Raw genomic sequence first — 22,838 nt, forward strand, 5'->3', positions numbered from 1 at the left:
CATGCTGGGGTGCATGAGGACCTATTCGCTCGATGACGTCTACGAGACACGCAAGCGGAGAGACTCCTGGTGGACCGTGTATTTCGTGGACCCGGTCGCCTGCCGGGTCGCCCTTTCCGTCGCCAACCGCACCCAGCTGACGCCGAACGGACTCACGGTGCTCTCGCTGGTCCTCGGCATGGTGTCGGCCGCCTGTTTCGCGACGAACCTGCTCGTAGCGGGCGCCTGCATCTTCTATATGAGCTTCATGATCGACTGCGTGGACGGCAAAATCGCCAGGCTCAAGGGCACGGGGACGCCCTTCGGCCTCTGGCTCGACTACGTGGGGGACCGGGTCAGGGTGGTCCTGTGCGCCGGGGGGCTGGCGTACGGCCAGTACGCGCTGACCGGCGATGTGCGCTATGTCGTCCTCGGCGCGGCGGTGGCCGTGCTGGACCTGTTCAGGTATGTCAATGCGCCGCAGATGAAGCGCGTGCGCGAGGCCGTCAGGGAGGAGCGGCAGGAGCTCCAGCCACTGGATGTGCCCATGGAGCGGGCGGAGTTGGAGCCTCTGGTGCGGCTGCCGCGGGGGCGCAGCTTCCCCAGGCGGCTCAACAGGTTCCTGGCCCGGCACCGGGTCCGCTCGCACCTGGTCAGCGGCATCGAGTTTCACGCCGCGGTGTTCGTGGTCGCGCCCCTCGCGGGGGCATGGGCGCTGATCCCGCTCGCCGTGGTCTCCGGGGTCCTGCTGCTCGTCAACGAGATCTTCCTTGTGTACCGGATGTGGCGCTTCACCCGCAGGCACCGCGTGGCCTCCTCTCAGGAGAGCCGAGAGCACGTTCTCGTCTAAGTTTTCGGGGGTTAGTACGAAATGTCCGACAGGCCAGTCTTCGTCATCGGATGCCCGCGGTCCGGCACCACGATGCTCCAGCTCATGCTCCACTCGCACCCCCGCATGGCGGTGCCGCCGGAGACGCGCTTCCTCATTCCCGCTTATTACCGCCGTCGCACGTGGGGCGACCTGCGGCTCGACCACCGCCGCCGGGCCCTGGCGCAGTGGATCGCGACCGACCGCAGCACGAAGTTCCGCGAGCTCAAGCTCGACAAGGACGAGTTCGTCAGGGAGGCCGTGGAGGCTCCCGGCTCGCTCGGCTCGGTGATCGGCACGGCCTTCCGCATGTACGCCGACCGCTTCGACAAGGCCCGCTGGGGCGACAAGCGGCCCAGCTACGTCAAGCAGGTGGACCTGCTGCTCAGGCTCTTCCCCGACGCCCAGTTCATCCACCTCGTCAGGGACGGCCGGGACTGCGTGGCCTCGCTGAAGGAGATGCCCTGGTACACGCTGGACTCCTTCCACGCCGTCTCCACCTGGGCCGAGGCCATCGACGCGGGCGGCAGGCTCAGGCGCACGCTGGCCGATGACACGTACTACGAACTGCGGTACGAGGACCTCACCGACGACCCGATGACGGAGCTGAAGAAGCTCTGCCACTTCCTGGAGGAGGACTTCTCGCCCTCCATGATCTCGCCACGCGAGGCGGCCAGCGTGGCGGTGCCGCAGCACAAGGTCTGGCACCGGAACACGCACCACGAGGTCACCCGCAGCCGCGTGGGGAGCTGGGCGAACCGGCTGGACGACTGGGAGATCGCCCTGTGCGAGCACATGCTCGGCGACCGCCTCGAATCCATGGGCTACGAGCTGATCGGCGCGTCCAAGCCGGCCAAGGAGCACGTGACGGCCTGCCAGAAGACGATGCAGAAGCGCAAGGCCAGCCGCATGCGCAAGGGCATGCGCGACCGCTTCAACCGGCTACGCGAGCCGAGCCCGGTGGCCGCGATGCTCACCTCGGCCCAGCGCTCCTTGGCCGGCGTCCCCCAGCAACGCTCCGAACTGACCGAACCCGCGGTCTAACCGCGGGCTCAGGCATCCAGCCCAGCGCTCGCGGGTTTGTGGGGGGTACTTGGGGGGCGTAGCCCCCCGAGGGCTCATGACCGCGTAGCGGTCGTCGGTTTTGGGGGGCGCTTGGGGGGCGAAGCCCCCCGAGGGTGTAGCGGTCGTCGGTTTTGGGGGGCGCTTGGGGGGCGTAGCCCCCCGAGGGTTAGCGCTCGATGTGGGTGAACAGGGACTCCCAGCGGTCCAGCACGGGGTCGAGGCTGAAGGCCTCGGCCCGTGCGCGGGCGTCGGCCCCCAGGCGCCGCCGCTCCTCCGCCGAGTCCATGAGCCCGGCCAGCACCGCCCCGAACGCCTCCACGTCGCCCGGCGGCACCAGCACGGGCCCGGTCGCCCGCACCCCGCCGGACACGTCGAACGCCACCGACGGCACCCCGTGCGCCCCCGCCTCCAGCAACACGATCGGCAGCCCTTCGTGCTCGCTGGTCAACCCCAGGATCGAGGCGTTGCGGTATTCGTCCGGCATGCGCGCCGCGGACACCACCCCTCTGAAGACCACCCGGTCGCCGACGCATTCCCTGGCGGCGTGCTCGCGCAGCCGTTCCAGCTCGACGCCGTCGCCGATCAGGTGCAGCTCCCACGGCGGCGGCGCGCCCGAGCGGGCGAACGCGCTGATCAGCCGGTCGAACCGCTTGACCCCTTCCAGCCGGCCCACGCCGAGCACCCGGGGAGAGTCCAGCGCGGACATCTCCGCGGGCCAGGTGGCCAGCGGGTTCGGCAGCGTCCAGGCGTTGGGCAGCAGCGCGTGTTCGGAGAACAGCCACGCGTCGTCCTCGCTGAGGAAGACCGCCTGGTCGAGCCCGGGGTAGTGCCTCCGGATCGAGCCGAGGTGCCAGCAGCCGCGGGCGTGGTCGTACGAGCCGTGGTACTGCCCGATGCGCCGGAACGCCGCGGGCAGCAGCCCCGCCAGCCTGGTCACCACGGACGGCGAGGTCATGACCGCGTAGCCCGGCTTGATCTCCCGGAACAGCTCCTTCACCCGCTCGTCGGCCCGCCCGCGCTCCCGGCGGCCCTGCGACTCCATGGACGCCCGGCTGATCACGTGGCGGTGGTAGCGCGGCCGGTCCACGTACTGGAACGGCGATGCGGCCCGGTGCAGCCCGACCACGTGCACCTCGTGCCCGCGCTCGGCCAGCCCCTGGGCGAGGGTGTGCGTCACCTGCTGGACGCCGCCGAGCGTGTCGGCGTCCAGGCAGGTGAACACGACGCTCACCGATTGACCCCGAAGAAGTCGTCCACGATCCGGGCGGCCGCGTCCCCTCGCTCGTCGGCGCACCACAACTCGCGGAAGGCCGCGTACCGGTCGGCGAAGGCCGCGTGTACGTCGGGCAGCCACCGGATCGCCTCCACCAGCTCCGCGGTCGTCGAGGCGCACGGCCCCGGCGCGATGGCGGGCAGGTCGTGGTACACGCCGCGCTCCGACAGCCGGTACTCGTCCCAATCGTCGACGAAGAACACCATGGGCTTGCCCGTGAGCGCGTAGTCGCACATCACCGAGGAGTAGTCCGTCAGCAGCGCGTCCGAGGCCAGGATCAGGTCGTTGATCTCGGGATAGGACCCGGCGGGCCGGACGAAGTGCCTGAGGTGCTCGGGCGGGGTGTAGCGCTCGACCGGATGTGTACGCAGGACCAGCACCCATTCGTCGGCCAGCTCGTCGGCCATGAGCTCCAGGTCCACGCGTACGGACTGGCCGCTGCCCTTCACCCGATCCCTATAGGTAGGCGCATAAAGCAGGATTTTTACCCCAGACGGGATCTCCAGCCGCTCCCGCACGTCACCCACCGCTTCGGCTCTCACCAGCGCGTCGCACCGGGGCGTCCCGTAGCGGTAGACCTGCCCCGTGTACCCGTTCGACGGCAGGAACACGCGCGAGAACTCCGCGCTCGGCGAGACCAGCGCGTCCCACCGGGCGACCGCGGCCCGCCACTGCGCGCGCGGCTTGTCGAAGTCGCCGCGCAGGTCGGGCGCGTCGAACCCGATCGACTTGATCCCCTGCCCGTGCCACGTCTGCAGGTAGCGGGTGCCGCGCGGCTTCGGGTAGTCCAGCGGGAACCCGTGGCTGTCCACCCAGATCCCGGCCCGAGCCATCGTCCAGAGATAGCGCCAGCTCCCGCGGCGCACGAGCTTCACGTCGACCGGGAAGTTCTTGCGCCCCTTGGCCACCGACCAGACCACGTCGATGGGCAGCGAGCGCCGCCGCAACTCCTCGTAGATGGCCCGCGGGCTGCCGGAGTAGGACTTGCCGAGGTCGGATTCGAACAACGCCAGGTTCGGGCGCTGCGGCAGCACGTTGATCAGCACCTTGTAGGCCCGCAGCTTGTTCTCCGGCGTGTTGAAGCGCTTCATCAGCCGCTGCCTGAGCCGCCGCCACGCCGGCTGCGTGCTCGCGTCGGGCCGTACGCACAGGTAGGCCGCGTACCCCTCGACCTTCACCGTGCACCCGGGCAGCTCGATCGGCTTGGTGTGCGGATCGACGATGAGCCGGTCGGTCGTCGTGTGGCCGTCGGAGGTCCGGGTGAAGCCGATGACCGGATCGCACTTGCCGGACGGGATGAACGTGACCTCGCTGACGTACCCGCCTTCACCGGACGGCTCCGGCGTGATGGGCACCTTCTGCGTCCCGGCCTGCAGGAACGCCGTCCAGTCCGGCGGCAGCACCCCGAACGGATCGTAGGTGCGCACGGTCATCCGCACCCGCTCGCCGTCCGAGGAGATCTCCGCCACCTCGTGCCGCAGCCTGGAGGCGGTGTAGGGCAGCTCGGCCAGCCGCAGCTTCGTGATGTCCATGCCGGGCGACACGGAGGTCCCCCAGTACGTACGCCCGTCGAGCTGCACCGCCGCCCGCGGCGCGGCCCTCGGCCCGGTGAGCGAGCCCGCGGCCAGCCGCAGGTCCTCGATCCGGTCGTCGAGGATGAGCTGGCAGCAGACCCGGTCCAGCGGCTCGATCTCCTCCAGCGCCCCGGCGGGGATCTCCTCCAGGTACGGCCGCACGACCGAGGCGAACTCCTTCGCCCACACCAGGTCCCGCGTCGGCAGCGGATTGAGATAGACCCGCAGATCCTGCCGCAGGAACCGCAACTGCCGGTGCGGCACCAGGTCGTCGGCCTCGTAGGCGCGCAGGATGTCGTCGCTCAGCCGGGCCGCGATGATCCGCTGCCGCACGTTCTCCATGTCGTCGATGCTCAGCGAGATGGAGTCGTTCGTCCGCGCCCGGCGCCAGTGGTAGACCACCCAGGGCACGACCGCGAACCTGCGCGACACCGCGTACAGCTCGGTGGCGAAGACGTGGTCCTCGTAGTGGATGTCCTCGGGGAAGCGCAGCACGTTGTCCCGCAGCCAGGCCACGTTGTAGAGCTTGTTCGTGCTGAAGGAGTCGAGGAACAGCTCCGGCTCCTCCCGGATCCCCGCCACCACCCGCCGCCTGGCGAACAGCGTGGGATAGTACGGGCTCATCCGCCCGTCCGACTCGAACAGCCGCGAGATCTGCCCCGACACGAAGTCGGCCCCGGTCCGCTCGATCTCGGCGAGCAGGCTCTTGCACGCGTGCCTGGGCAGCTCGTCGTCGCTGTCCAGGAACATGATGTACGGCGAGGTCGCGGCGTCGATCCCGTCGTTCCGCGGCGCCCCGCAGCCCCCGCTGTTGCCCGCTCTGCGCAGGTAGCGGACCCGCTGATCGCCCGCCACGAGCCGGCCCGCCACTTCGGGCGTCTCGTCCGTGCTGGCGTCGTCGGCGATGATCACCTCGACGTCGCGCAACGACTGACGGAGCACGGAACGTACGGCCCTGGGAAGGCGGGCCGCGTCGTTATAAGAGATCACGACCACGGTGCAGTCCGGCATGCCAAGTCACCCCCCGCTGGTCCAATCACCTGCGGGAATGGGACTTCCCCCGGCCGGAGTGAAGTGTCCGGACTTGATGGAGTATTTGCCGAATATCAGCCCATAAGCCGACGAATCGCCCAGGCTGGGGTGAGCGCATTAGCCGGTGCGGGTCACCCGGGCGGTGGTCAGCGCCTGAGCCGGCGGACCACCCACAGGATGACCAGCAGCGCCGCGAGCGCGCCCGCGATGGGCGCCAGCCGCTTCAGCAGCGGCTGCCCGGCGATCTCCAGCAGGTCGAGCGCCTCCTCGTCGGCCGTGCGCGACGTGCGCAACGTCCCCGCGGGCCGGGCGTCCTGCTCGGGCGGCGTCGGCACCGAGCTCAGATGCCGCTCCTCCTCATGCTCCTCCGAAACGGCTGGTCCCGATGCGCCCGCGGGCTCTACGGTCGGCTCGGAGAGCAGCTCGGCCAGGTTGGCCGCGAACCTCTCGATGAGCTTCCCGCCGACCTCGGCCATCACGCCCCGCCCGAACTGGGCGGGCCGCCCGGTCACGTTGAACGAGGTCTCCACGGTCACCGCCGTGGCCGAGTCGAGCGCCGCCAGCCGCGCCTTGACCGTGGCGGAGGTCGTGCCGGAACCCCTGACCTCCTTGCCCGACGCCTGGATGGTGAGCGAGTAGGAGTCCTTGTCCACGTCCTCGAACCTGGCCGAGCCGCGGTAGGTCACCGTGATCGGGCCGACCTTGACCTTCATCCTGCCGGTGAACTCGTCGCCCTCGAAGATGTCGAGTGTCGCCCCCGGCAGGCACGGCGCGACCCGCTCGACGTCGAGCAACACCGCCCAGGCCTGCTCGATCGGAACTGGAACAGTGAATTCGTGCTCGAACCGCATCGCCATCGATCCGCTCCTTCTTCCGATGGTTGCGACACTATGTCGGGGCGGGGGCGCCCCGGAAGAGGCGCCCCCTTTTACCAGACCCCCTGCCCGTTTACGGGGCTTTTGCGCACCGAGGTCAGGGTGATCCACTCGCAGTCAGCACCGCACGGTGGGTCAGGACCCTGGCCAGATGCCGGCGGTAGTCCGGCTGGGCATGCAGATCGGCTGGTGGCGAGGTGTCCGCCGCCGCCTCATCGCACGCCTGGCGCACCTGGTCGCCCAGCTCCATGCCCTGCAGGGCCGACTCGGTCGCGCGGGCGCGCAGCGGCGTCGGCCCCATGTTGGTCAGCCCGATCCTGGCCTCGGCGATCGAGCCGTTGGAGCGCCTGACGGCCGCCGCCACGCCGACGATCGCCCACGCCTGCGCGGTCCGGTGGAACTTCTCGTAGTGGAAGCCCCAGCCCGCGCCCAGCTTCGGGATCTTCACCCCGACCAGGATCTCGCCGGGCCCCAGCGACGACTCCAGGTAGTCGACGAAGAACTCGGCGGCCGGGATCTCCCGCTCGCCCTGCGCCGACCTGGCCACGAACACGCCTTCCAGCGCCAGCACCACGGCAGGCAGGTCGCCCGCCGGGTCCGCGTGCGCCAGCGAGCCGCCGAACGTGCCCCGGTGCCGGATCGCCGGGTCGGCCACCATGGAGGTGGCCAGCGCCACCAGCGGGCAGTCGGCGTGCACCACGCCGGAGTGCATGACCTCGTCGTGCGTGGCCATCGCGCCCACGAAGACGTGGTCGCCCCGGTCGTGCACGCCCTTCAGCTCGGGCAGGCGCCCGATGTCGACCAGCTTCGATGGGTACGCCAGCCGCAACCGCAGCAGCGGAAGCAGCGACTGCCCGCCCGCCAGGACCTTGGTGTCCTCGTCGGAGGCGAGCTCCTGGCAGGACTCGGCCAGCGAGCCCGGGCGCACATAGTCGAACTGTGCGGGGATCATTGCCGCGCTCCTTCCACTGCCCGCCAGACGCGTTCCGGCGTGCACGGCATCTGGACGTCCTGGATGCCGCGCGGGCGCAGGGCGTCCACGACGGCGTTCACGACGGCGGGGGTCGAGGCGATCGTGCCCGCCTCGCCGACGCCCTTGACGCCCAGCGGGTTGCTGGTGGCGGGGGACTCGGTCCTGTCGGTCGTGAACGCCGGCAGGTCCGCCGCCGACGGCAGCAGGTAGTCGGCCATCGTGGTGGTCAGCAGGTTACCCTCGGCGTCGTAGACGGCCTCCTCGAACAGCGCCTGCGCGATGCCCTGCGCGATGCCGCCGTGCACCTGGCCCTCGACGATCAGCGGGTTCACGACCTTGCCGACGTCGTCGACCGCCACGTACGAGCGGATCTTCACCATGCCCGTCTCGGTGTCCACCTCCACCGCGCACAGGTGGGTGCCGTGCGGGAAGGAGTAGTTCTCCGGGTCGAACGTGGCGTCGGAGTCGAGCCTCGCCTCCACCCCGGCCGGCAGGTCGTGCGCCGTGAACGCGGCGTAGGCCAGCTCCTGGATGGTCTTCTGCGAGTCCGTGCCGCGCACCTTGAACGCCCCGGCGTCGAACTCCAGGTCGTCGGGCGAGCACTCCAGCGCGTGCGCGGCCAGCTTGCGGGCCTTGTCCTTGACCTTGTCGCACGCCTTGAGCACCGCGATGCCGCCGACGACCAGCGAGCGCGAGCCGTAGGTGTCCATGCCCTTGTGCGAGACCGCCGTGTCGCCGTGCAGCACCGTGATGTCCTCGAACGGCACGCCGAGCGCGTCGGCCACGATCTGGCTCCACGCCGTCACGTGTCCCTGCCCGTGCGGCGAGGTGCCGGTGATGACCTCGACCTTGCCCGTGGGCAGCATGCGCACCGAGCCGTGCTCCCAGCCGCCGACGGCGTAGTTGGCCTCGCCGAGCATCCTGGACGGGGCCAGGCCGCACATCTCCGTGAACGTGCTGACGCCGATCCCGAGCTGCACCGGGTCACCCCGGTCACGCCGGTCGGCCTGCTCGGCCCGCAGCTTGTCGTAGCCGAACAGCGACATCGCCTTCTCGGTCGCCGCCTCGTAGTTGCCCGAGTCGTACGTCAGGCCCGAGATCGTGGTGTACGGGAACTCCTCGTGCTTGATCCAGTTGCGCTTGCGCACCTCCAGCGGGTCCATGCGCAGTTCGGCGGCCAGCTCGTCCATCACCCGCTCGATGGCGAACGTCGCCTCGGGACGGCCCGCCCCGCGGTAGGCGTCCGTGGGCATCTTGGTGGTGAACACGCCCTTGCAGCCGAACTCGTACGCGTCCATCTTGTAGATCCCGTTGAACATGGACGCGCCCAGCAGCGGGATGCCGGGCGTGACCAGCATCAGGTAGGCGCCCATGTCGGCCAGCAGGCTCACCTGCAACCCGCGGATGCGCCCGTCGGCGTCGGCGGCCAGCCGGATGTGCTGGATCTGGTCGCGGCCGTGGTGCACGGTCAGGTTGCCCTCTGAACGGGACTCGGTCCACTTGACCGGCTTGCCGAGCTTGCGCGCGAGCAGCAGGCAGAGCACCTCTTCCGCGGTGACCTGCAGCTTCGAGCCGAAGCCGCCGCCCACGTCGGGGGCGACCACCCGAATCATGTGCTCGGGGATGCCGGTCACCACCGCGAGCATGATCCGCAGAACGTGCGGGACCTGCGTGGACGACCACACCGTGAACGACTCGCCGTCGGTGTCGGCCAGTACGGCCCGCGGTTCCATCGCGCTCGGGATGAGCCGCTGCTGCACGTACGTGCGGTCGATGACGATGGGGGCGTCCCTGAAGGCGGCCTCGATGTCACCCGAATTGATCTTCACGGTGTACGCCTGGTTGCCCGACTCGTGCACCTTGGGGCTGTCGGCCGTCAGCGCCTCGTTCATGTCGAGCACCGCGGGCAGCGGGTCGTACTCGACGTCGATGGCGTCCAGGGCGTCGGCCGCGCGGTAGCGATCGGTCGCGACCACGCAGGCCACGGCCTCACCGACGTACCGCACCTCGGAGACGGCCATCGGCGGGTGGTCGGGGATGACGATGTCCTCGCTCACCGGCCATCCGCACGGCAGGCTGCCCTGCTCGGCGGCGAAGTCCTGGCCACTGAACGCGGCCACGACCCCCGGCAGATCGCGTGCCCCCGACACGTCGACCCCGAGGATCCTGGCGTGCGCCATCGGGCTGCGCAGGAACATCACGTGCAGCAGGCCCGGGCGCGAGAGGTTGTCCGTCCACTGCGTGCGCCCCGTCAGCAGCCTGGCATCCTCTTTCCGCTTGCGCGGTCTGCCTACTTCTTGGATTACTTCACTGGAAGTCATGGCGTTCTCACCGCCTGCCCCATCTCCTGCGCGCCCCTGCGTACGGCGCGCACGATGTTGCAGTATCCGGTGCATCGGCAGAGGTTGCCTTCCAGGCCCTGCCTGATCGTCTCCTCCGACGGCTCCGGGTCCTCCCTGAGCAGGTCTATCGCGGCCATGACCATGCCGGGCGTGCAGTAGCCGCACTGCAGCGCGTGCTCTTCGTGGAAGGCCCGCTGCATCGGGTGCATCGACCCGTTGACGCCCAGGCCCTCGATGGTGACGACGTCGCTGCCGTCGGCCTGCACGGCGAGCACGGAGCAGCTCTTGACGCTCTTGCCGTCGAGCATGACCGTGCAGGCGCCGCAGTTGCTGGTGTCGCAACCGACAGGTGTGCCGGTCTTGCCCAGCTTTTCGCGTAGTAGGTGTACGAGCAGGAGCCGCGGCTCGACGTCCTCCTCGTACTTGATCCCGTCGACGGTGACGGTGATTCGGGGCATACGTCCTCCCTCAGGAGCAGGGGGAAAGGCGGACACACCCGAACTTACGCCCGTGTTTTTCCCGGTCAAGGGTTACTTACCGCGGACCACTCTCGCGATGATCGCCACCAGCCCTGCGAATGCCATTCCCAGCACCATTACCCCGACCAGGACCAGCGGATCCCTGATCACGCGCGTCACGAGCAAAATTCCCAGAACGACGAAGAGCACGCCGCTGAGCAGGGCCATCCAGTCCGTCCTGTGCACGCGTCGCGGACGCTCGACGTCACGCGGCACGCCGCACCTCCATGTCGCCGATGCCGCCCGCCACGTTGAGCACGATGGTGGAGACCTTGCCCTTCGGCTTGAGCTCGGGCTCCAGCACCTTGTCGTACCGTATGTCCACACCGCCCCTGATCGACTGGTCGAGCTTGATGTCGCCGACCTTGTTGGTGGCGTGCACCTCCACCCGCGCCGTCGGCGGCACGATCACCACCAGCTCGCCCACGGAGAACGTGGCGTTGAACGTCGCCGTCGCCCCCGGCGCCAGCGCCAGCTCCGACAGGTCCAGCCGGCCTTCCCCGACGCCGACGTCATAGAGGCGGCTCGCCTCGGTGAGGCTGGTGGGGGCCCATACGGACGTGCCGACGTTCCTGGGAACGCCGCCGAGCATCAGGCCGATGGCCACGATCAGCGCGACCGCGGTGCCCGCCGCCACCAGCCCGGCGCCGCGGCCCCACCAGGCGGCGACCAGCAGCCCCGCGCCGATGGTGATGAGCATGGCGCCGCCGACGATGGTCGGGCTCACTCCGGCGGCCGACCTGGCTTGGACCGCCACGACGATCCCTCCAATGATGATTGCCAGCAAGATGGTGATGGCGCCGATGAACGACCTCGGGCGCCGCTTGCGCTCCGTCCTGGGGACCGGGCGGTCGTAGTGGACCGGGTCGTACGGCGAGTAGCCTCTTCTGGCCGGGTCCAGCGGCTGGTAGGGGCCGTTCGGCGCGAAAGGCTCCCCGTAGGAGGTGTAGTCGACGGCGGTCTTCTGCTGGGGTCGGTAGGCAGGCGGCTGGTACGGCGGGACCTCGTGTTGCGCGGTCACCGCGTCCGCGCGTACCTGATCGTCGCCGGCCGTCTCCTGGACGGCTTCCTTGACCGGCTCGGGGCTTGATTCGTTGACCGGCTCAGGGACGGGCGGCGCTTGCGGAACCCGAGCCGCAGCCGTCTCCTCGAGCCGGGCCCTGGCCCTGGCCATGGCGTTGGCTCTGGCCGCGGCCCTGCCGGACTCCTCCGCGGGCTGTACCGGCGACGTGGGCTTGTCAGGCGAGACCGGCGGCGCGGGCGCAGCCGAAGCGGCCAGCCAATCCTCGTCGGCGCCTCTCCTCCTGCTCAGGCGTTCCGGCATCGACCGGGCCAGCCCGAGCAGATCCACCCCGCTCGAGTGCGCGGCGAGCAGCGACACGGCCAGCAGCACGCCCACCACGAGCGTGCCCGTGCCGAGCCACACCGTCCCCAGGTTGATCGCCAGCCCGAACGCCAGCACCGCCGTCAGCAGCGCCATCACGGCGTCGGCGTCGAAGTCGCGGCGGGTCCACTGCTCGATGATCCCCGGCTTGCCGTTCGGCTCCTTCATCAGCAGGAACGCCGCGAGATAGAGGAACAGGCCGATGCCGGAGCCGAACAGCAGCACCGCGAACCCCGCCCGGAACACCACCGGGTCGATACCGGTGTGCCGCCCGAGGCCGGCGCAGACACCCATGAGGAAGCGCCCCTCGCTACTGCGTCGCAGCACTCTGGGGGGAGCGGCAGGTCGCCGGGGCGGAGCTTCTGTCATGGAACCATCGTGGACCCACGCGCGGTGCGCCCGCATCCGGGACACCCCTGACCCGACCCGGGGGTTGTTCCCTGATGCCGGAAGTGCCCCCGACATGTGACTATGGCCATGTTATGGCTGACCAGAAGACTCTTGCCGAGCCCACCGGCGGCACGCCTTATCGCCGGATGATGCGCCCCATGGAAGGCCGCCTGCTCGGCGGCGTGGCCCAGGGGCTGGCGGCGCAGCTCTCGCTTGATCCCGTGGTGGTCAGGCTGATGTTCGTGCTGCTCAGCGTGGTCGACGGGGTGGGCGTCGTGGCGTACGCCGTGTTGTGGATGGTCACGCCGCGGCAACCGTACGAGGGGCAGTCGCCGCAGCGGGACTGGAGCCAGCTCGCCGCGTTCAGCGCGATCGGGGTGGCGCTGTTCGCGTTCGGGTGGCTGACGGGTGCGTCCAAGGGCGGGATCGGCATGTTGCCGTTCGCCGTGGGCGGGATCGGCGCGCTGATCCTCTGGCAACAGGCCGATCCCGAACGCCGCAAGAGCTGGGTGAGCGGCGCGGCGCTCAGCATCAGGAAGAACCGCGTCCGTACGCTGATCGGCATCGTGCTCGTCGTCATCGGCGCGGCCGGCTTCCTGGCCGCCGAGGGCGAGCTCGACCAGGCCAGGCCCGGCCTGCTGTTCACCGTCGTGGTCGTGGGCGGCCTGGGGGTCATCGCCGCGCCGTGGCTCGCGGGCCTGTGGAAGGAACTGCAGCTGGAGCGGCGGGAGCGCATCAGGCAGGAGGAGCGGGCGGAGGTGGCCGCCATGGTGCACGACTCGGTGCTGCACACGCTCACGCTGATCCAGCGCGTCGCGCACGACGCGCGCGAGGTCACCCGCCTGGCCCGTGCCCAGGAACGCGACCTGCGCAACTGGCTCTACCAGCCGGCCCAGGACGCCGACGCGACGCTGGCGGCCGCCGTACGCAGGATCGCGGCCGAGGAGGAGGACGCCCACGGCATTCCCATCGAGGTCGTCTGCGTCGGGGACATCGCCCTCGACGCGGCGGGCAAGCTGGCGGCCACCCTGAAGGCGTCCAGACAGGCGATGGTCAACGCGGCAAAATACTCTGAGAGTCCGTCCATTTCCGTGTACGCAGAAGTAGAGGGTGAAGAGGTCACGATTTTCGTGAAGGATCGGGGCAAGGGGTTCGACCTCGAGGCGGTACCGCTCGACAGGATGGGCCTTCGTGAGTCCATCATCGGGAGAATGGAACGTCACGGAGGCACGGCCAGGGTACGGTCCTCGCCCGGTGAGGGCACGGAAGTGATGTTGACCATGAAGGTGGAGAAGGCATGACCCGCGTACTGATCGTTGACGATCATCGTCTGTTCCGCTCCGGCGTACGCGCTGAGCTCGGGGACTCGATCGAGGTGGTGGGCGAGGCCGAGGACGTGGAGACGGCCGTCAAGGCCATCGCCGAGCACCAGCCCGACGTGGTCCTGCTGGACGTGCACATGCCGGGGGGAGGGGGCCAGGAGGTGCTGCGCCGGGTCCTGAGCACCGGCTCCCAGGTCCGCTTCCTGGCGCTGTCGGTCTCCGACGCCGCCGAGGACGTCATCGGCGTGATCAGGGGCGGTGCCCGGGGCTACGTGACCAAGAACATCAGCGGCAAGGAGCTGACGGACGCCATCCGCAGGGTGGCCGACGGCGACGCGGTCTTCTCACCACGGTTGGCGGGATTCGTCCTGGACGCGTTCGCCTCGTCGGAGGCGCCGTCGATCGACCCGGAACTCGACTCGCTGACACAGAGGGAGCGGGAGGTGCTACGGCTGATCGCGCGCGGCTACGCGTACAAGGAGATCGCCAAGGAGCTCTTCATCTCGGTCAAGACCGTGGAAACCCACGTGTCCTCGGTCCTGCGCAAGCTCCAACTCTCCAACCGCCACGAACTCTCCCGCTGGGCCACCGCCCGCCGCCTGGTCTAACGCTCCACGACCCCCACCCCACCCACCCTCGCCCCCGCACCCGCGCTCCGCCCCGCGCCGCGCCACACGTCCGCGCCGCGCCTCTGCTGTCGCGTGCCGCTGCCCTCGCCTCGCATGCTGGACCACCGTCGCATGCCATCCATGGCCTCAGAACACCCCCACAACCCCCCGAAAACCGCCACGACGCAGGGGTCGGTACGGCGTGCATTTGGACCGTTACAGGATAGTTATCGCCCATATGACTACGAAACATCGGTTCCGGTTGTCACACATAAAGGAGACAAGCACATAGCCCAGGAGTAACCCCCTTGAATCGCTTCCCCCGGATGCTGCCGGCCTTGGTCGCACTGGTCACCATGACGGCCTGTGCGGCGGAAAGCGTCCCCGTTCCGCACCATGCCCCGGCGATGCAGGCAGCCGCTGGTGCAGCCGCCATCACGGCCCCGGCGAAGAAGATCAAGCTGGAAATCGCCGACATCACCCCCATGGGGGAGAAGTCGGAGAAGGTCGGCGTAGGCTTCCCGATCATCGTCACGTTCGACCGCGACGTCAAAGACAAGGCGGCCGTGGAGGCGCTGCTGGAGGTGCAGGCGGACAGGCCGGTCGAGGGCGCCTGGCGCTGGGTGTCGAAGCGCAAGGTCATCTACCGGACCAAGACGTACTGGAAGCCCCACCAGAAGGTCCTCTTCACCGCCCGCCTGTCACAACTACCCGGAAACACGGGCACCAAGGACGTCTCTCGCCGCTTCGCGGTCGGCACGTCGAACGTCTCCGTGGTCGACACCCGCAAGCACACGATGAAGGTCTACCGCGACGGCAAGATCACCAAGAAGATCCCGATCAGCGCGGGCAGGGGCGGCCTGAACAGGAACGGCGTGGACGTCTACCTCACCACCAGCGGCGTCCATCTCACGATGGGCAAGAAGGCCGTGGAGACCATGACCTCCTCCTGGATGGGCGTGACGGATCCCAAGGACCCGCGCTACTACAAGGAGGAGATCCCGTGGGCGGTCCGGATCTCCGACAGCGGCGAGTACGTCCACCAGAGCGCCGGCTACTACCAGTACCTGGGCCGGTCCAACCAGAGCCACGGCTGCGTACGAGCCACCCCGGCGGGGGCCAGGTGGTTCTACGGCATCGCCCAGCGCGGTGACGTAGTCAAGATCACCGGCACGAAGCGCAAGCTGGCCTGGAACAACGGCTGGAGCTACTGGCAGCTCAACTGGACCCAGTGGAAGAAGGGCAGCGCCCTGAAGAGCTGACCGTACGGGCCGCCCTCAACCTGAGAGGGCGGCTCGCAGCCCTCAGAGCTTTTCAAGCGGCGCATAAGCCAGGAGCAGCGTCTTCTCCCCACCACTACCAAAGTCGATCTTGACCTTGGTCTTCTCCGCCACCCCGTCCACGGACACCACCGTGCCCAGCCCGAACGCGTCATGCGTGACCCGGTCACCAGGCGCCAGCGAGGGCACGGTGCGCCCGCCCTTCGAAGGAGCGGGCCGAGGCGCGGGCTCGCGCCGCGTGGCGGCGCTCCAGGCGGACTTCTCCGGATCGGTACGCCAGTCGATGAGCTTGCCCGGCACCTCGCTCACGAAGCGCGAAGCCGGATTGAACGACGGCGCCCCCCACGAGCTGCGTACGGCCGCCCGCGTGAGGTAAAGCCGCTGCTGAGCCCGGGTGATCCCCACATAGGCCAGCCGTCGCTCCTCCTCCAGCTCCTTCGGCTCTCCCAGCGACCGGATGTGCGGGAACACCCCGTCCTCCATGGCCGTCAGGAAGACCACGGGGAACTCCAGCCCCTTGGCCGTGTGCAGGGTCATCAGCGTGACAACCCCCTGCCCGCCGTCCGCGTCGGGGATCTGGTCGGCGTCGGCCACGAGCGAAACCTGCTCCAGGAACTCCACCAGCGTGCCCTCCGGATTGGCCTCCTCGAACTCGGCGGCCACGGAGATCAGCTCGTTGAGGTTTTCCAGCCGGGACTCGTCCTGCGGATCCTCGGAAGCCTCCAGTTCGGCGCGGTAGCCGGTCGCCACCAGCACCTCCTCGGCCAGCGCGGACGGTGGCACGCCCTCGGCCTTGGCGATCAGCTCCTCGATCATCGCGACGAACTCGCGTACGGCATTGAGCGAGCGCGTCGCCATCCCGTGCGCCTCGTCGGCCCGGCGCAGCGCGTCCCAGAACGAGATGCGCTCGCGCGACGACAGCGCCTCGATCATCGCCTCGGCCCGCTCGCCGATGCCGCGCTTGGGCACGTTGAGAATGCGCCGCATCGACACCACGTCGGCCGGGTTGGCGAGCACGCGCAGGTAGGCCAGCAGGTCCTTGACCTCCCTGCGCTCGTAGAAGCGCACCCCCCCGACGACCTTGTACGGCAGCCCGGTGCGAATGAAGATCTCCTCGAACACCCGGGAAGCGGCGTTGGTCCGGTAGAACACCGCGACGTCGCCCGCCTTGACGTCTTCCTCGTCGCTGAGCCGATCGACCTCCTGGGCCACGAACATGGCCTCGTCGTGCTCGTTGTCGGCGACGTATCCGACGATCTTCGGCCCGTCACCCTGGTCGGACCAGAGATTCTTGGGCTTGCGCGACTCGTTGCGCGCGATCACGGCGTTGGCCGCGGCCAGAATGTTCTGGGTAGAGCGGTAGTTCTGCTCCAGCAAGATCGTCCGGGCATCCGGATAGTCCCGCTCGAACTCCAGGATGTTACGGATGCTCGCACCCCGGAACGCGTAGATCGACTGGTCGGCGTCACCCACCACGCAGAGCTCGGACTGGTCGGCCCCCGGCCGCACCACGTCGCCGTCCGCAGTCCGCAGCTCGGGATGCCCCACCAGCTCCCTGATCAGGATGTATTGGGCATGGTTGGTGTCCTGGTATTCGTCCACCAGCACGTGCCTGAACCGCATCCGGTAGTGCTCGGCCACCTCGGGGAAGAGCTGGAACAACGTCACCGTGTTCATGATGATGTCGTCGAAGTCCATCGCGCCGGCCTCGGTCAGCTTGAGCTGATAGGCCCGGTACGCCTGCGCCAGCGTCCGCTCCAGATGCGAGCCCGCCTTGTCGAGCGCCGTCTCGTAGTCGATCAGCTCGTTCTTGAAGTTGCTGACCTGGGCCGAGAACGAACGCGGCGGGTAACGCTTCGGATCAAGCTCCATCTCCCTGCAGACCATCGCCATCAGCCGCTGCGAGTCGGCCTGGTCGTAGATCGAGAAGCTGGACGGGAACCCGAGCCGCTTGGCCTCCCGCCGCAGGATGCGCATGCAGGCGCTGTGGAACGTCATCACCCACATCACCTTGGAACGCGGCCCGACCAGCTTGTCGATGCGCTCCTTCATCTCGCGGGCGGCCTTGTTGGTGAAGGTGATCGCCAGGATCTCGCCCGGATGCACCTTGCGCTCGGCCAGCAGATAGGCGATGCGATGGGTGAGCACCCGCGTCTTCCCAGAACCCGCCCCCGCCACGATGAGCAGCGGACCGCCATGATGGATCACGGCCTCGCGCTGTTGCGGGTTGAGGCCGTCGAGCAAGGGGTGGTCAACAGAGACTTGGGTCGGCACCTACCTAGGTTAAGACGCCCCACCGACAATCGGCGCCCGGAATGCCATCGCCGGGGTGCCGGTTGTGCTCAAAAGAAAGTTCCAGAAAGGGGAGCCATGCTGCCGGACACCGAGATCAACCAGGTACTCGTCGTGACCGCCCACCCGGACGACGCCGATTTCGGTTCGGCGGGAAGCGTGGCGCTGTTCGCCGACAGGGGCGTGGAGGTCACGTACCTGCTGGTCACGGACGGTGACGCGGGCGGCAACGAGCGTGCCCTGGACAATTCGGGCATGGCCGAGCTCCGCCGGGCCGAACAACTGGCCGCCGCCAAGGCGGTCGGCGTCACGGACGTACGCTTCCTGGGCTACCCGGACGGCCAGGTGGTGATCTCGCTGGAGCTGCGGCGCGCCATCGCCAGGGTGATCCGCCAGGTCAAGCCGGATCTGGTCATCACCCACCACCCGGATCGAAACTACAAGTTCATCGCCCCCAGCCACCCGGACCACCGAGCGGTGGGCGGCGCCACCCTCGACGCGGTCTACCCGGACGCCCGCAACCCCTACGCCTTCCCGGAGCTGGTCGAGGAGGAGGGCCTGGAGGCGTGGACCGTACGCGAGGTCTGGCTGAACGGCGGCTCGACCCCCAACCACTGGGTCGACGTCACGGAGGTCATGGACCGCAAGCTCGCGGCCTTGCAGTCGCATGTGAGCCAGATCTCCCACGTGGAAGGCTTCACCGACTTCGTCAAAGCCCGCTTCGCGGCCTGGGCCGAGCAAGCCGGCTTCGCCGAAGGCCGCTACGCGGAAGGCTTCCAGGTCGTCCCCACGGCATGATCCGGTTTGGATTCCTAGGGTATGGATCCCGGGGGCACCACCCAGAGCGACGGCTGCCCGGTGACCTCGGAGATGATGTCGAAGTCGCGGTCGTAGTGCAGGATCGTCGCCCCGTGCACCTCGGCACAGGCGGCGATCAGCAGATCGTTGGGACCGACGGCCCGGTGGTGCGATTTGCGCGCGAGCATCGCCTGGACGTCCACCGCCCGTGTCCCCGCCTCCCTGTCCTGGATCGACAGGAAACGGAAGTCCTCGCGCAGGTGATAGAGGTCCCGTTCGTAGCCTTCCGGGTCACGCGCGCTGTAGAGCACTTCGAGCTGCGTGACCTCGCAGACGGCCAGCATCTTGTCGAGCATGAGCGGCTCGAGTGCCTGGTGGACCACCGGATGGGGCATGCGCGCCAGTGCGCTCTTGTCGATGAGATAGACCACGCCCGTGGCTACCACGCCCCCTTCATGATCTCCGGGTCCAGAAGATCGGTATTGTCCCGGGTACGCCAGTACTCGAAGGCCTCGCGGCGCTTTGCCCTTTGGGCGATCTCCTCGAGGGCCGCGTTGACGGTCTCCTTCATGGTCGATGTCCCCAATTCGTGCTGAGCGACTTCCAGAAGATCCTTGTCGATGTCGATAACTGTCCGCATACAACACCACCTCCGTACCTCCAGCGTATATCAGAACTCGTGATCTTGATATACGCGCTCCTCAAGTCGGTAACCGCCTTGGGGAGAGCGTCGCGGAGACGTTAGAGCAGCAAGATGAGACTGATGGGGAACGATCCAACGGCCGGTGGAGGATCTTCCTCCAGCGGGCGAAAACTCTTCGCCTCGGCAAGTCGATCATCCACCTCGCGAAGGTCGAAGCGCTCACGCTGAGTGGCCAATACTTATCCGAAAGGGGCGAATCGGCTTTCGCTTGAAGTGCTTACTTGCGCTTGGCGGCGATCCGGGCGAAGAGGTAGCCGAAGGAGTTGGTGGCCAGATGCAGCATCGCTGGAGTCAGGAGGCCGCCGCCGCGGCGTAGCTCGCAGAACAGCACTCCGGCCGCCGCCGTGGACACCACGCTCCCCGCCACCACCCGGGCGGTGTCCAGGTGGTCAGGGGACTCGCCTGCCGTCAGGGCGCCGAGGGCCGGGTTGGCCCGGGCCATGTCGATGGCCGGGAGGATGTGCCACAGGCCGAACAGCGTCGAGGAGATCGCCGTCGCGGCGACCGTGCCGCGACGCTGGCGCAGCATGGCGTACAGGGCGCCCCTGAAACCGACCTCCTCCAGCAGGACCGTGCCGAACGGGACCTGGATGAGGGCCTCCTCCAGCACGCGGGCGCGCGAGAGCGACAGGGCGCGCTCGTCGTGGAAGAACGGCCTGGTGCGCGGCGTCGAGATGCCGACCGTGTAAACGGCCGCCACCGCCGCCGCTAAGGCGCCTCCCGCTATGGCGCCCCGGCGGCCGTGCTCGAAACCCAGCTCCTGCCACGACAGCCCGGACCTGCGAGCCATCGCCACCAGGGCGGCCGTCGCGGCGGCGGACGTCAGAGGCCCCAGGCGCGGGGCGACCCTGTTGTTCAGGACGTTGGCGGCGGCGAGGACGGCGATCGAGCGAAGCAGCACCCTTGCAGGCTACGTCCCGCGTAGCCGTGCGGTCCCGCCTCTCGCCCAGGCCTGCGGAGGGTCAGCTGGCGGCGGGGCGACGCCAACCCTCCGGGAAGCGGGTGCGGCGGCGTTCTTCCGGGGTGAGCCCGCCCCAGATGCCCTCCGACTCGCCCTCGCGTAAGGCGTACGAGCGGCACTCCTCGATGACCTGGCAGCTCGCGCAGACCGCCTTGGCGCGCGCCTCCTGCATGGGCGTGGGTGCGAGGGGGAAGAAGAGGTCAGGGTCGCTGGATCTGCACGCACCCCTGCGCAGCCAGCCGATCTCCTCCAAAGGCATGAACCCAAGGTAGAGCGTGGTCATGATCACACACATCATCCTGTGGGTTGACCCGGATATACGTCCCGGGGTCCGATCGGTTCCCCAGCGTGTACATCCCCAGGTCCGATCGGGCTCCCGGCACGTACGGTCTCAGCAGGCGCCGACGCCGTTCCGGTAGCCCGTCAGGAACGACGTCTGCCGTTGCTCCGCCGTCCCATGCGCCGCCGGGTTCAACCAGTCGTCCGTGGGGTCGCCCGCCGCCGCCAAACTGGTGAACAGTTCGTTCTCGTCGCCCGCCTCCGCCCGCAGCGTCCCCGAGCTGACCAGCGCCGACAGCGTGCCGCCCGCGTAGCAGTCAGCCTGGAGCTCCATCTGTACGTTCAGCTCGAACCCGGTCTGGAGCTGGGCCTGGACGGCATGCCCGAACTCATGCGGGATGATCAGATAAACCGATCCGTCCCCCATGCCGTCCCACAGCGACTCCATCCAATTCTGGTCATAGGCGATGAAGTGACCGAGAGGACAGTAGAAGGCGTTGTTCGGGACAGAGGGCTCGTCGCCGCAGCTCGGGCCGGAGCTCCCGGAGTAGGGGATGAAGTCGGCGATAGGCCGATAAGTTCGGCCCAGCTGGTCGAACTGCTGCTTCCAGAACGACTCCGTCAGCGTACGCGCACTACGGACGTCGTCCTCGAACGAGTCGGCCCCCTGGGCGTCCATGGACGGCTGCCTGGCGAGGCCGCAGGCGGTCAGCAGCAGGGCCAGGGCGAAGATCAGGGCACGGGTCACGGGCTTCACGCATCCCAAGTGTGCACGGGCTCGTTGGTGTGCATGCGTTCGATGTAGTCGAGGGTCATGGCGCGCAGCGCCTCGTGCCGGTCGCCTCCGTGCGCGCGCACCCGTTCGACCTGCCAGCTCGCCCCCGTACGACCGGTCAGGCAGCGGCCCTCGATGATGGCGAGCAGCCGGTCGGCGACCGGCCCGTGCACGCCCCATTTGGCCAGCCCTTCGTGCGCCATGGGCAGCAGGCGGCGCAGGATCAGCTCGGCCGCCGGCACCTCTCCCATCCCGGGCCAGTACAGCCGGGCGTCCAGCCCGTGCCTGGCCGCGGCGCCGAGGTTGTCCTGCGCCGCCTGGAACGACATCTGGCTCCAGATCGGCCGCTCGGCGTACGGCAGCACCCGCATCAACCCGTAGTAGAAGGCCGCGTTGGCCGCGATGTCCGCCACGGAAGGCCCGGCAGGCAGTACGCGGTTCTCCACCCGCAGGTGCGGCATCCCGTTCACCACCGCGTACACCGGCCGGTTCCACCGGTAGATCGTGCCGTTGTGCAGGGTCAGCTCGTGGAGGTGGGGGATACGTCCCTGTTCGAGCTCGGTACGCGGGTCCTCGTCCTCGCAGAGGGGCAGCAGGGCCGGGTAGTAGCTGACGTTCTCCTCGAACAGGTCGAAGACACTCGTGATCCACCGCTCCCCGAACCAGACCCGCGGCCGCACACCCTGCGCCTTCAGCTCCGCCGGACGCGTGTCCGTGGCCTGCTCGAACAGGGCGATCCTGGTCTCGCGGTGCAGCTCCTTGCCGAACAGGTAAGGGGAGTTGGCCGCCACCGCGACCTGGGGGCCCGCGATGGCCTGGGCCGCGTTCCAGTGTGCGGCGAACGCCTCGGGGCTGACCTGCAGGTGGAGCTGCACGCTGGTGCAGGCGGCCTCGGGCGCGACGCTGTCGGCGTGCGTGTCGAGGCGTTCGACGCCTTCGATGGCCAGGTGCAGGTCCTCGCCGCGGGCCGCGAAGATCTGCTCGTTGAGCAGGCGGTAGCGGGGGTTCGCCGAGAGCGTTCCCTCGCCGATGTCCTGCTCGCGCAGCGTGGGCAGGATGCCGATCAGGACCAGGTGGCCGTCCTGCGAACGGGCGCGTTCCTCGGCGTGGTTGAGCCGGGTCCTGACGTCGTTCTCGAGGCGGAGCGCCCCGTCGCCGCCCAGCTCCTGGGGTTCGATGTTGATCTCGATGTTGAACTGGCCCAGCTCCGTCGCCCAGTCCGGCTCTTCGATCGCGGCGAGCACCTGGGCGTTGCGCATGGCCGCCTCGCCGCGCGCGTCCACGATGTTGAGCTCGATCTCCAGGCCGGCGAGCGGGCGTTCGAGCTCGAAGCGGGATTCACCCAACATCTGGGCGAAGACGTCGAGGCATCGTCGCACTTTTTCGCGATATTTCCGGCGGTCGTCCCGGCTGAACACGACGACTGGCACGTCCCTGCCCATAGCAGGAAATGTCGCACGCCAACGCCGACAAGACCAGTGCCTTTGACCACGACGCCGGCCCACAGTGCGCGCCGTAGCGGCGGCGCGCTACTGACGGGTTCAGCG

General features: G+C 68.7%; 21 protein-coding genes. 6 read left to right on the top strand and 15 right to left on the bottom strand.

Going from position 1 to position 22,838, the window contains the following annotated elements; translation table 11 throughout:
* Positions 1–13: 13 nt before the first annotated feature.
* Together ACFLIM_RS28685 and ACFLIM_RS28690 are read left to right on the top strand one after the other, a co-directional pair.
* Positions 14–829: a CDP-alcohol phosphatidyltransferase family protein gene (locus ACFLIM_RS28685; protein WP_393170638.1), complete on the top strand. Its 816-nt coding sequence runs from the start codon at positions 14–16 to the stop codon at positions 827–829.
* Positions 830–850: 21 nt separating this feature from the next.
* Positions 851–1,891 carry a sulfotransferase family protein gene (locus ACFLIM_RS28690; protein WP_393170640.1) on the top strand — a complete coding sequence of 347 codons (1,041 nt, stop codon included), beginning with the start codon at positions 851–853 and terminating at the stop codon, positions 1,889–1,891.
* A gap of 187 nt (positions 1,892–2,078) precedes the next feature.
* On the opposite strand, the gene ACFLIM_RS28695 is transcribed toward ACFLIM_RS28690, so the two are convergent.
* From ACFLIM_RS28695 to ACFLIM_RS28730, 8 genes are all read right to left on the bottom strand, one after another.
* Positions 2,079–3,143, bottom strand: coding sequence for a glycosyltransferase (locus tag ACFLIM_RS28695; RefSeq protein ID WP_393170642.1), 1,065 nt, complete (start codon positions 3,141–3,143; stop codon positions 2,079–2,081).
* Complete coding sequence (locus ACFLIM_RS28700) at positions 3,140–5,770, bottom strand: CDP-glycerol:glycerophosphate glycerophosphotransferase (protein ID WP_393170645.1); 2,631 nt, start codon at positions 5,768–5,770, stop codon at positions 3,140–3,142. The genes ACFLIM_RS28695 and ACFLIM_RS28700 overlap by 4 nt, the downstream gene beginning before the upstream one ends.
* Positions 5,771–5,937: 167 nt before the next feature.
* Positions 5,938–6,648 carry an SRPBCC family protein gene (locus ACFLIM_RS28705; RefSeq protein WP_393170647.1) on the bottom strand — a complete coding sequence of 237 codons (711 nt, stop codon included), beginning with the start codon at positions 6,646–6,648 and terminating at the stop codon, positions 5,938–5,940.
* Positions 6,649–6,763: 115 nt separating this feature from the next.
* Positions 6,764–7,618, bottom strand: coding sequence for an FAD binding domain-containing protein (locus tag ACFLIM_RS28710; RefSeq protein ID WP_393170649.1), 855 nt, complete (start codon positions 7,616–7,618; stop codon positions 6,764–6,766).
* On the bottom strand, positions 7,615–9,960 hold the full coding sequence (locus tag ACFLIM_RS28715) for a xanthine dehydrogenase family protein molybdopterin-binding subunit (protein WP_393170651.1): 2,346 nt from the start codon (positions 9,958–9,960) through the stop codon (positions 7,615–7,617). Before ACFLIM_RS28715 ends, ACFLIM_RS28710 begins: the two co-directional genes overlap by 4 nt.
* Positions 9,957–10,439: a (2Fe-2S)-binding protein gene (locus ACFLIM_RS28720; protein ID WP_393170653.1), complete on the bottom strand. Its 483-nt coding sequence runs from the start codon at positions 10,437–10,439 to the stop codon at positions 9,957–9,959. Before ACFLIM_RS28720 ends, ACFLIM_RS28715 begins: the two co-directional genes overlap by 4 nt.
* 72 nt (positions 10,440–10,511) lie before the next feature.
* Complete coding sequence (locus ACFLIM_RS28725; protein ID WP_393170655.1) at positions 10,512–10,715, bottom strand: hypothetical protein; 204 nt, start codon at positions 10,713–10,715, stop codon at positions 10,512–10,514.
* A complete protein-coding gene (locus ACFLIM_RS28730; RefSeq protein WP_393170657.1) occupies positions 10,705–12,348 on the bottom strand; it encodes a PspC domain-containing protein in 1,644 nt (547 codons plus the stop codon). Before ACFLIM_RS28730 ends, ACFLIM_RS28725 begins: the two co-directional genes overlap by 11 nt.
* Before the next feature lie 17 nt (positions 12,349–12,365).
* On the opposite strand from ACFLIM_RS28730, the gene ACFLIM_RS28735 reads away from it, so the two are divergent.
* From ACFLIM_RS28735 to ACFLIM_RS28745, 3 genes are all read left to right on the top strand, one after another.
* Entirely contained in the window at positions 12,366–13,574 is a 1,209-nt protein-coding gene (locus tag ACFLIM_RS28735; RefSeq protein WP_393170659.1) for an ATP-binding protein, read from the top strand.
* Entirely contained in the window at positions 13,571–14,203 is a 633-nt protein-coding gene (locus ACFLIM_RS28740; protein WP_352323887.1) for a response regulator transcription factor, read from the top strand. Before ACFLIM_RS28735 ends, ACFLIM_RS28740 begins: the two co-directional genes overlap by 4 nt.
* A 308-nt stretch (positions 14,204–14,511) precedes the next feature.
* Positions 14,512–15,465: a L,D-transpeptidase gene (locus tag ACFLIM_RS28745; RefSeq protein WP_393170661.1), complete on the top strand. Its 954-nt coding sequence runs from the start codon at positions 14,512–14,514 to the stop codon at positions 15,463–15,465.
* A 42-nt stretch (positions 15,466–15,507) separates the two neighbouring features.
* Here the strand turns inward: ACFLIM_RS28745 and pcrA are convergent, their stop codons facing one another.
* Positions 15,508–17,757, bottom strand: coding sequence for a DNA helicase PcrA (gene pcrA / locus ACFLIM_RS28750; RefSeq protein ID WP_449291484.1), 2,250 nt, complete (start codon positions 17,755–17,757; stop codon positions 15,508–15,510).
* A gap of 96 nt (positions 17,758–17,853) precedes the next feature.
* Here pcrA and ACFLIM_RS28755 point away from each other — a divergent pair, with 96 nt between their 5' ends.
* Positions 17,854–18,573, top strand: coding sequence for a PIG-L deacetylase family protein (locus ACFLIM_RS28755; protein WP_393170663.1), 720 nt, complete (start codon positions 17,854–17,856; stop codon positions 18,571–18,573).
* A gap of 14 nt (positions 18,574–18,587) precedes the next feature.
* On the opposite strand, the gene ACFLIM_RS28760 is transcribed toward ACFLIM_RS28755, so the two are convergent.
* The 6 genes from ACFLIM_RS28760 to ACFLIM_RS28785 all read right to left on the bottom strand — a co-directional run bounded on the left by ACFLIM_RS28760 (position 18,588) and on the right by ACFLIM_RS28785 (position 22,721).
* The gene (locus ACFLIM_RS28760) at positions 18,588–19,019 is read right to left on the bottom strand and encodes a PIN domain nuclease (protein ID WP_393170665.1); all 432 of its coding nucleotides are present in this window, start codon (positions 19,017–19,019) and stop codon (positions 18,588–18,590) included.
* Positions 19,013–19,213 (bottom strand): type II toxin-antitoxin system VapB family antitoxin, encoded by a 201-nt coding sequence (locus ACFLIM_RS28765; protein WP_393170667.1) that lies wholly within the window; start codon positions 19,211–19,213, stop codon positions 19,013–19,015. Before ACFLIM_RS28765 ends, ACFLIM_RS28760 begins: the two co-directional genes overlap by 7 nt.
* Before the next feature lie 280 nt (positions 19,214–19,493).
* The gene (locus tag ACFLIM_RS28770; RefSeq protein ID WP_393170669.1) at positions 19,494–20,177 is read right to left on the bottom strand and encodes a CPBP family intramembrane glutamic endopeptidase; all 684 of its coding nucleotides are present in this window, start codon (positions 20,175–20,177) and stop codon (positions 19,494–19,496) included.
* A 61-nt stretch (positions 20,178–20,238) separates the two neighbouring features.
* A complete protein-coding gene (locus ACFLIM_RS28775) occupies positions 20,239–20,520 on the bottom strand; it encodes a WhiB family transcriptional regulator (protein ID WP_393170670.1) in 282 nt (93 codons plus the stop codon).
* A 108-nt stretch (positions 20,521–20,628) separates the two neighbouring features.
* On the bottom strand, positions 20,629–21,273 hold the full coding sequence (locus tag ACFLIM_RS28780; RefSeq protein ID WP_393170672.1) for a neutral zinc metallopeptidase: 645 nt from the start codon (positions 21,271–21,273) through the stop codon (positions 20,629–20,631).
* Positions 21,270–22,721 carry a glutamate--cysteine ligase gene (locus ACFLIM_RS28785; RefSeq protein ID WP_393170674.1) on the bottom strand — a complete coding sequence of 484 codons (1,452 nt, stop codon included), beginning with the start codon at positions 22,719–22,721 and terminating at the stop codon, positions 21,270–21,272. The genes ACFLIM_RS28780 and ACFLIM_RS28785 overlap by 4 nt, the downstream gene beginning before the upstream one ends.
* Between the last annotated feature and the right edge of the window lie 117 nt (positions 22,722–22,838).

The sequence above is a fragment of the Nonomuraea marmarensis genome (genome assembly GCF_043197025.1).
Classification (GTDB): Bacteria; Actinomycetota; Actinomycetes; order Streptosporangiales; family Streptosporangiaceae; genus Nonomuraea; species Nonomuraea marmarensis.

What these genes read in the sequence shown, in the direction of transcription:
- ACFLIM_RS28685 (WP_393170638.1), top strand. Translation starts at nt 14, where the DNA reads ATGAGGACCTATTCGCTCGATGACGTCTACGAGACACGCAAGCGGAGA.
- ACFLIM_RS28690 (WP_393170640.1), top strand. Translation starts at nt 851, where the DNA reads ATGTCCGACAGGCCAGTCTTCGTCATCGGATGCCCGCGGTCCGGCACC.
- ACFLIM_RS28700 (WP_393170645.1), bottom strand. Translation starts at nt 5,770, where the DNA reads ATGCCGGACTGCACCGTGGTCGTGATCTCTTATAACGACGCGGCCCGC.
- ACFLIM_RS28705 (WP_393170647.1), bottom strand. Translation starts at nt 6,648, where the DNA reads ATGGCGATGCGGTTCGAGCACGAATTCACTGTTCCAGTTCCGATCGAG.
- ACFLIM_RS28710 (WP_393170649.1), bottom strand. Translation starts at nt 7,618, where the DNA reads ATGATCCCCGCACAGTTCGACTATGTGCGCCCGGGCTCGCTGGCCGAG.
- ACFLIM_RS28715 (WP_393170651.1), bottom strand. Translation starts at nt 9,960, where the DNA reads ATGACTTCCAGTGAAGTAATCCAAGAAGTAGGCAGACCGCGCAAGCGG.
- ACFLIM_RS28720 (WP_393170653.1), bottom strand. Translation starts at nt 10,439, where the DNA reads ATGCCCCGAATCACCGTCACCGTCGACGGGATCAAGTACGAGGAGGAC.
- ACFLIM_RS28730 (WP_393170657.1), bottom strand. Translation starts at nt 12,348, where the DNA reads ATGTCGGGGGCACTTCCGGCATCAGGGAACAACCCCCGGGTCGGGTCA.
- ACFLIM_RS28735 (WP_393170659.1), top strand. Translation starts at nt 12,366, where the DNA reads ATGGCTGACCAGAAGACTCTTGCCGAGCCCACCGGCGGCACGCCTTAT.
- ACFLIM_RS28740 (WP_352323887.1), top strand. Translation starts at nt 13,571, where the DNA reads ATGACCCGCGTACTGATCGTTGACGATCATCGTCTGTTCCGCTCCGGC.
- ACFLIM_RS28755 (WP_393170663.1), top strand. Translation starts at nt 17,854, where the DNA reads ATGCTGCCGGACACCGAGATCAACCAGGTACTCGTCGTGACCGCCCAC.
- ACFLIM_RS28765 (WP_393170667.1), bottom strand. Translation starts at nt 19,213, where the DNA reads ATGCGGACAGTTATCGACATCGACAAGGATCTTCTGGAAGTCGCTCAG.
- ACFLIM_RS28775 (WP_393170670.1), bottom strand. Translation starts at nt 20,520, where the DNA reads ATGACCACGCTCTACCTTGGGTTCATGCCTTTGGAGGAGATCGGCTGG.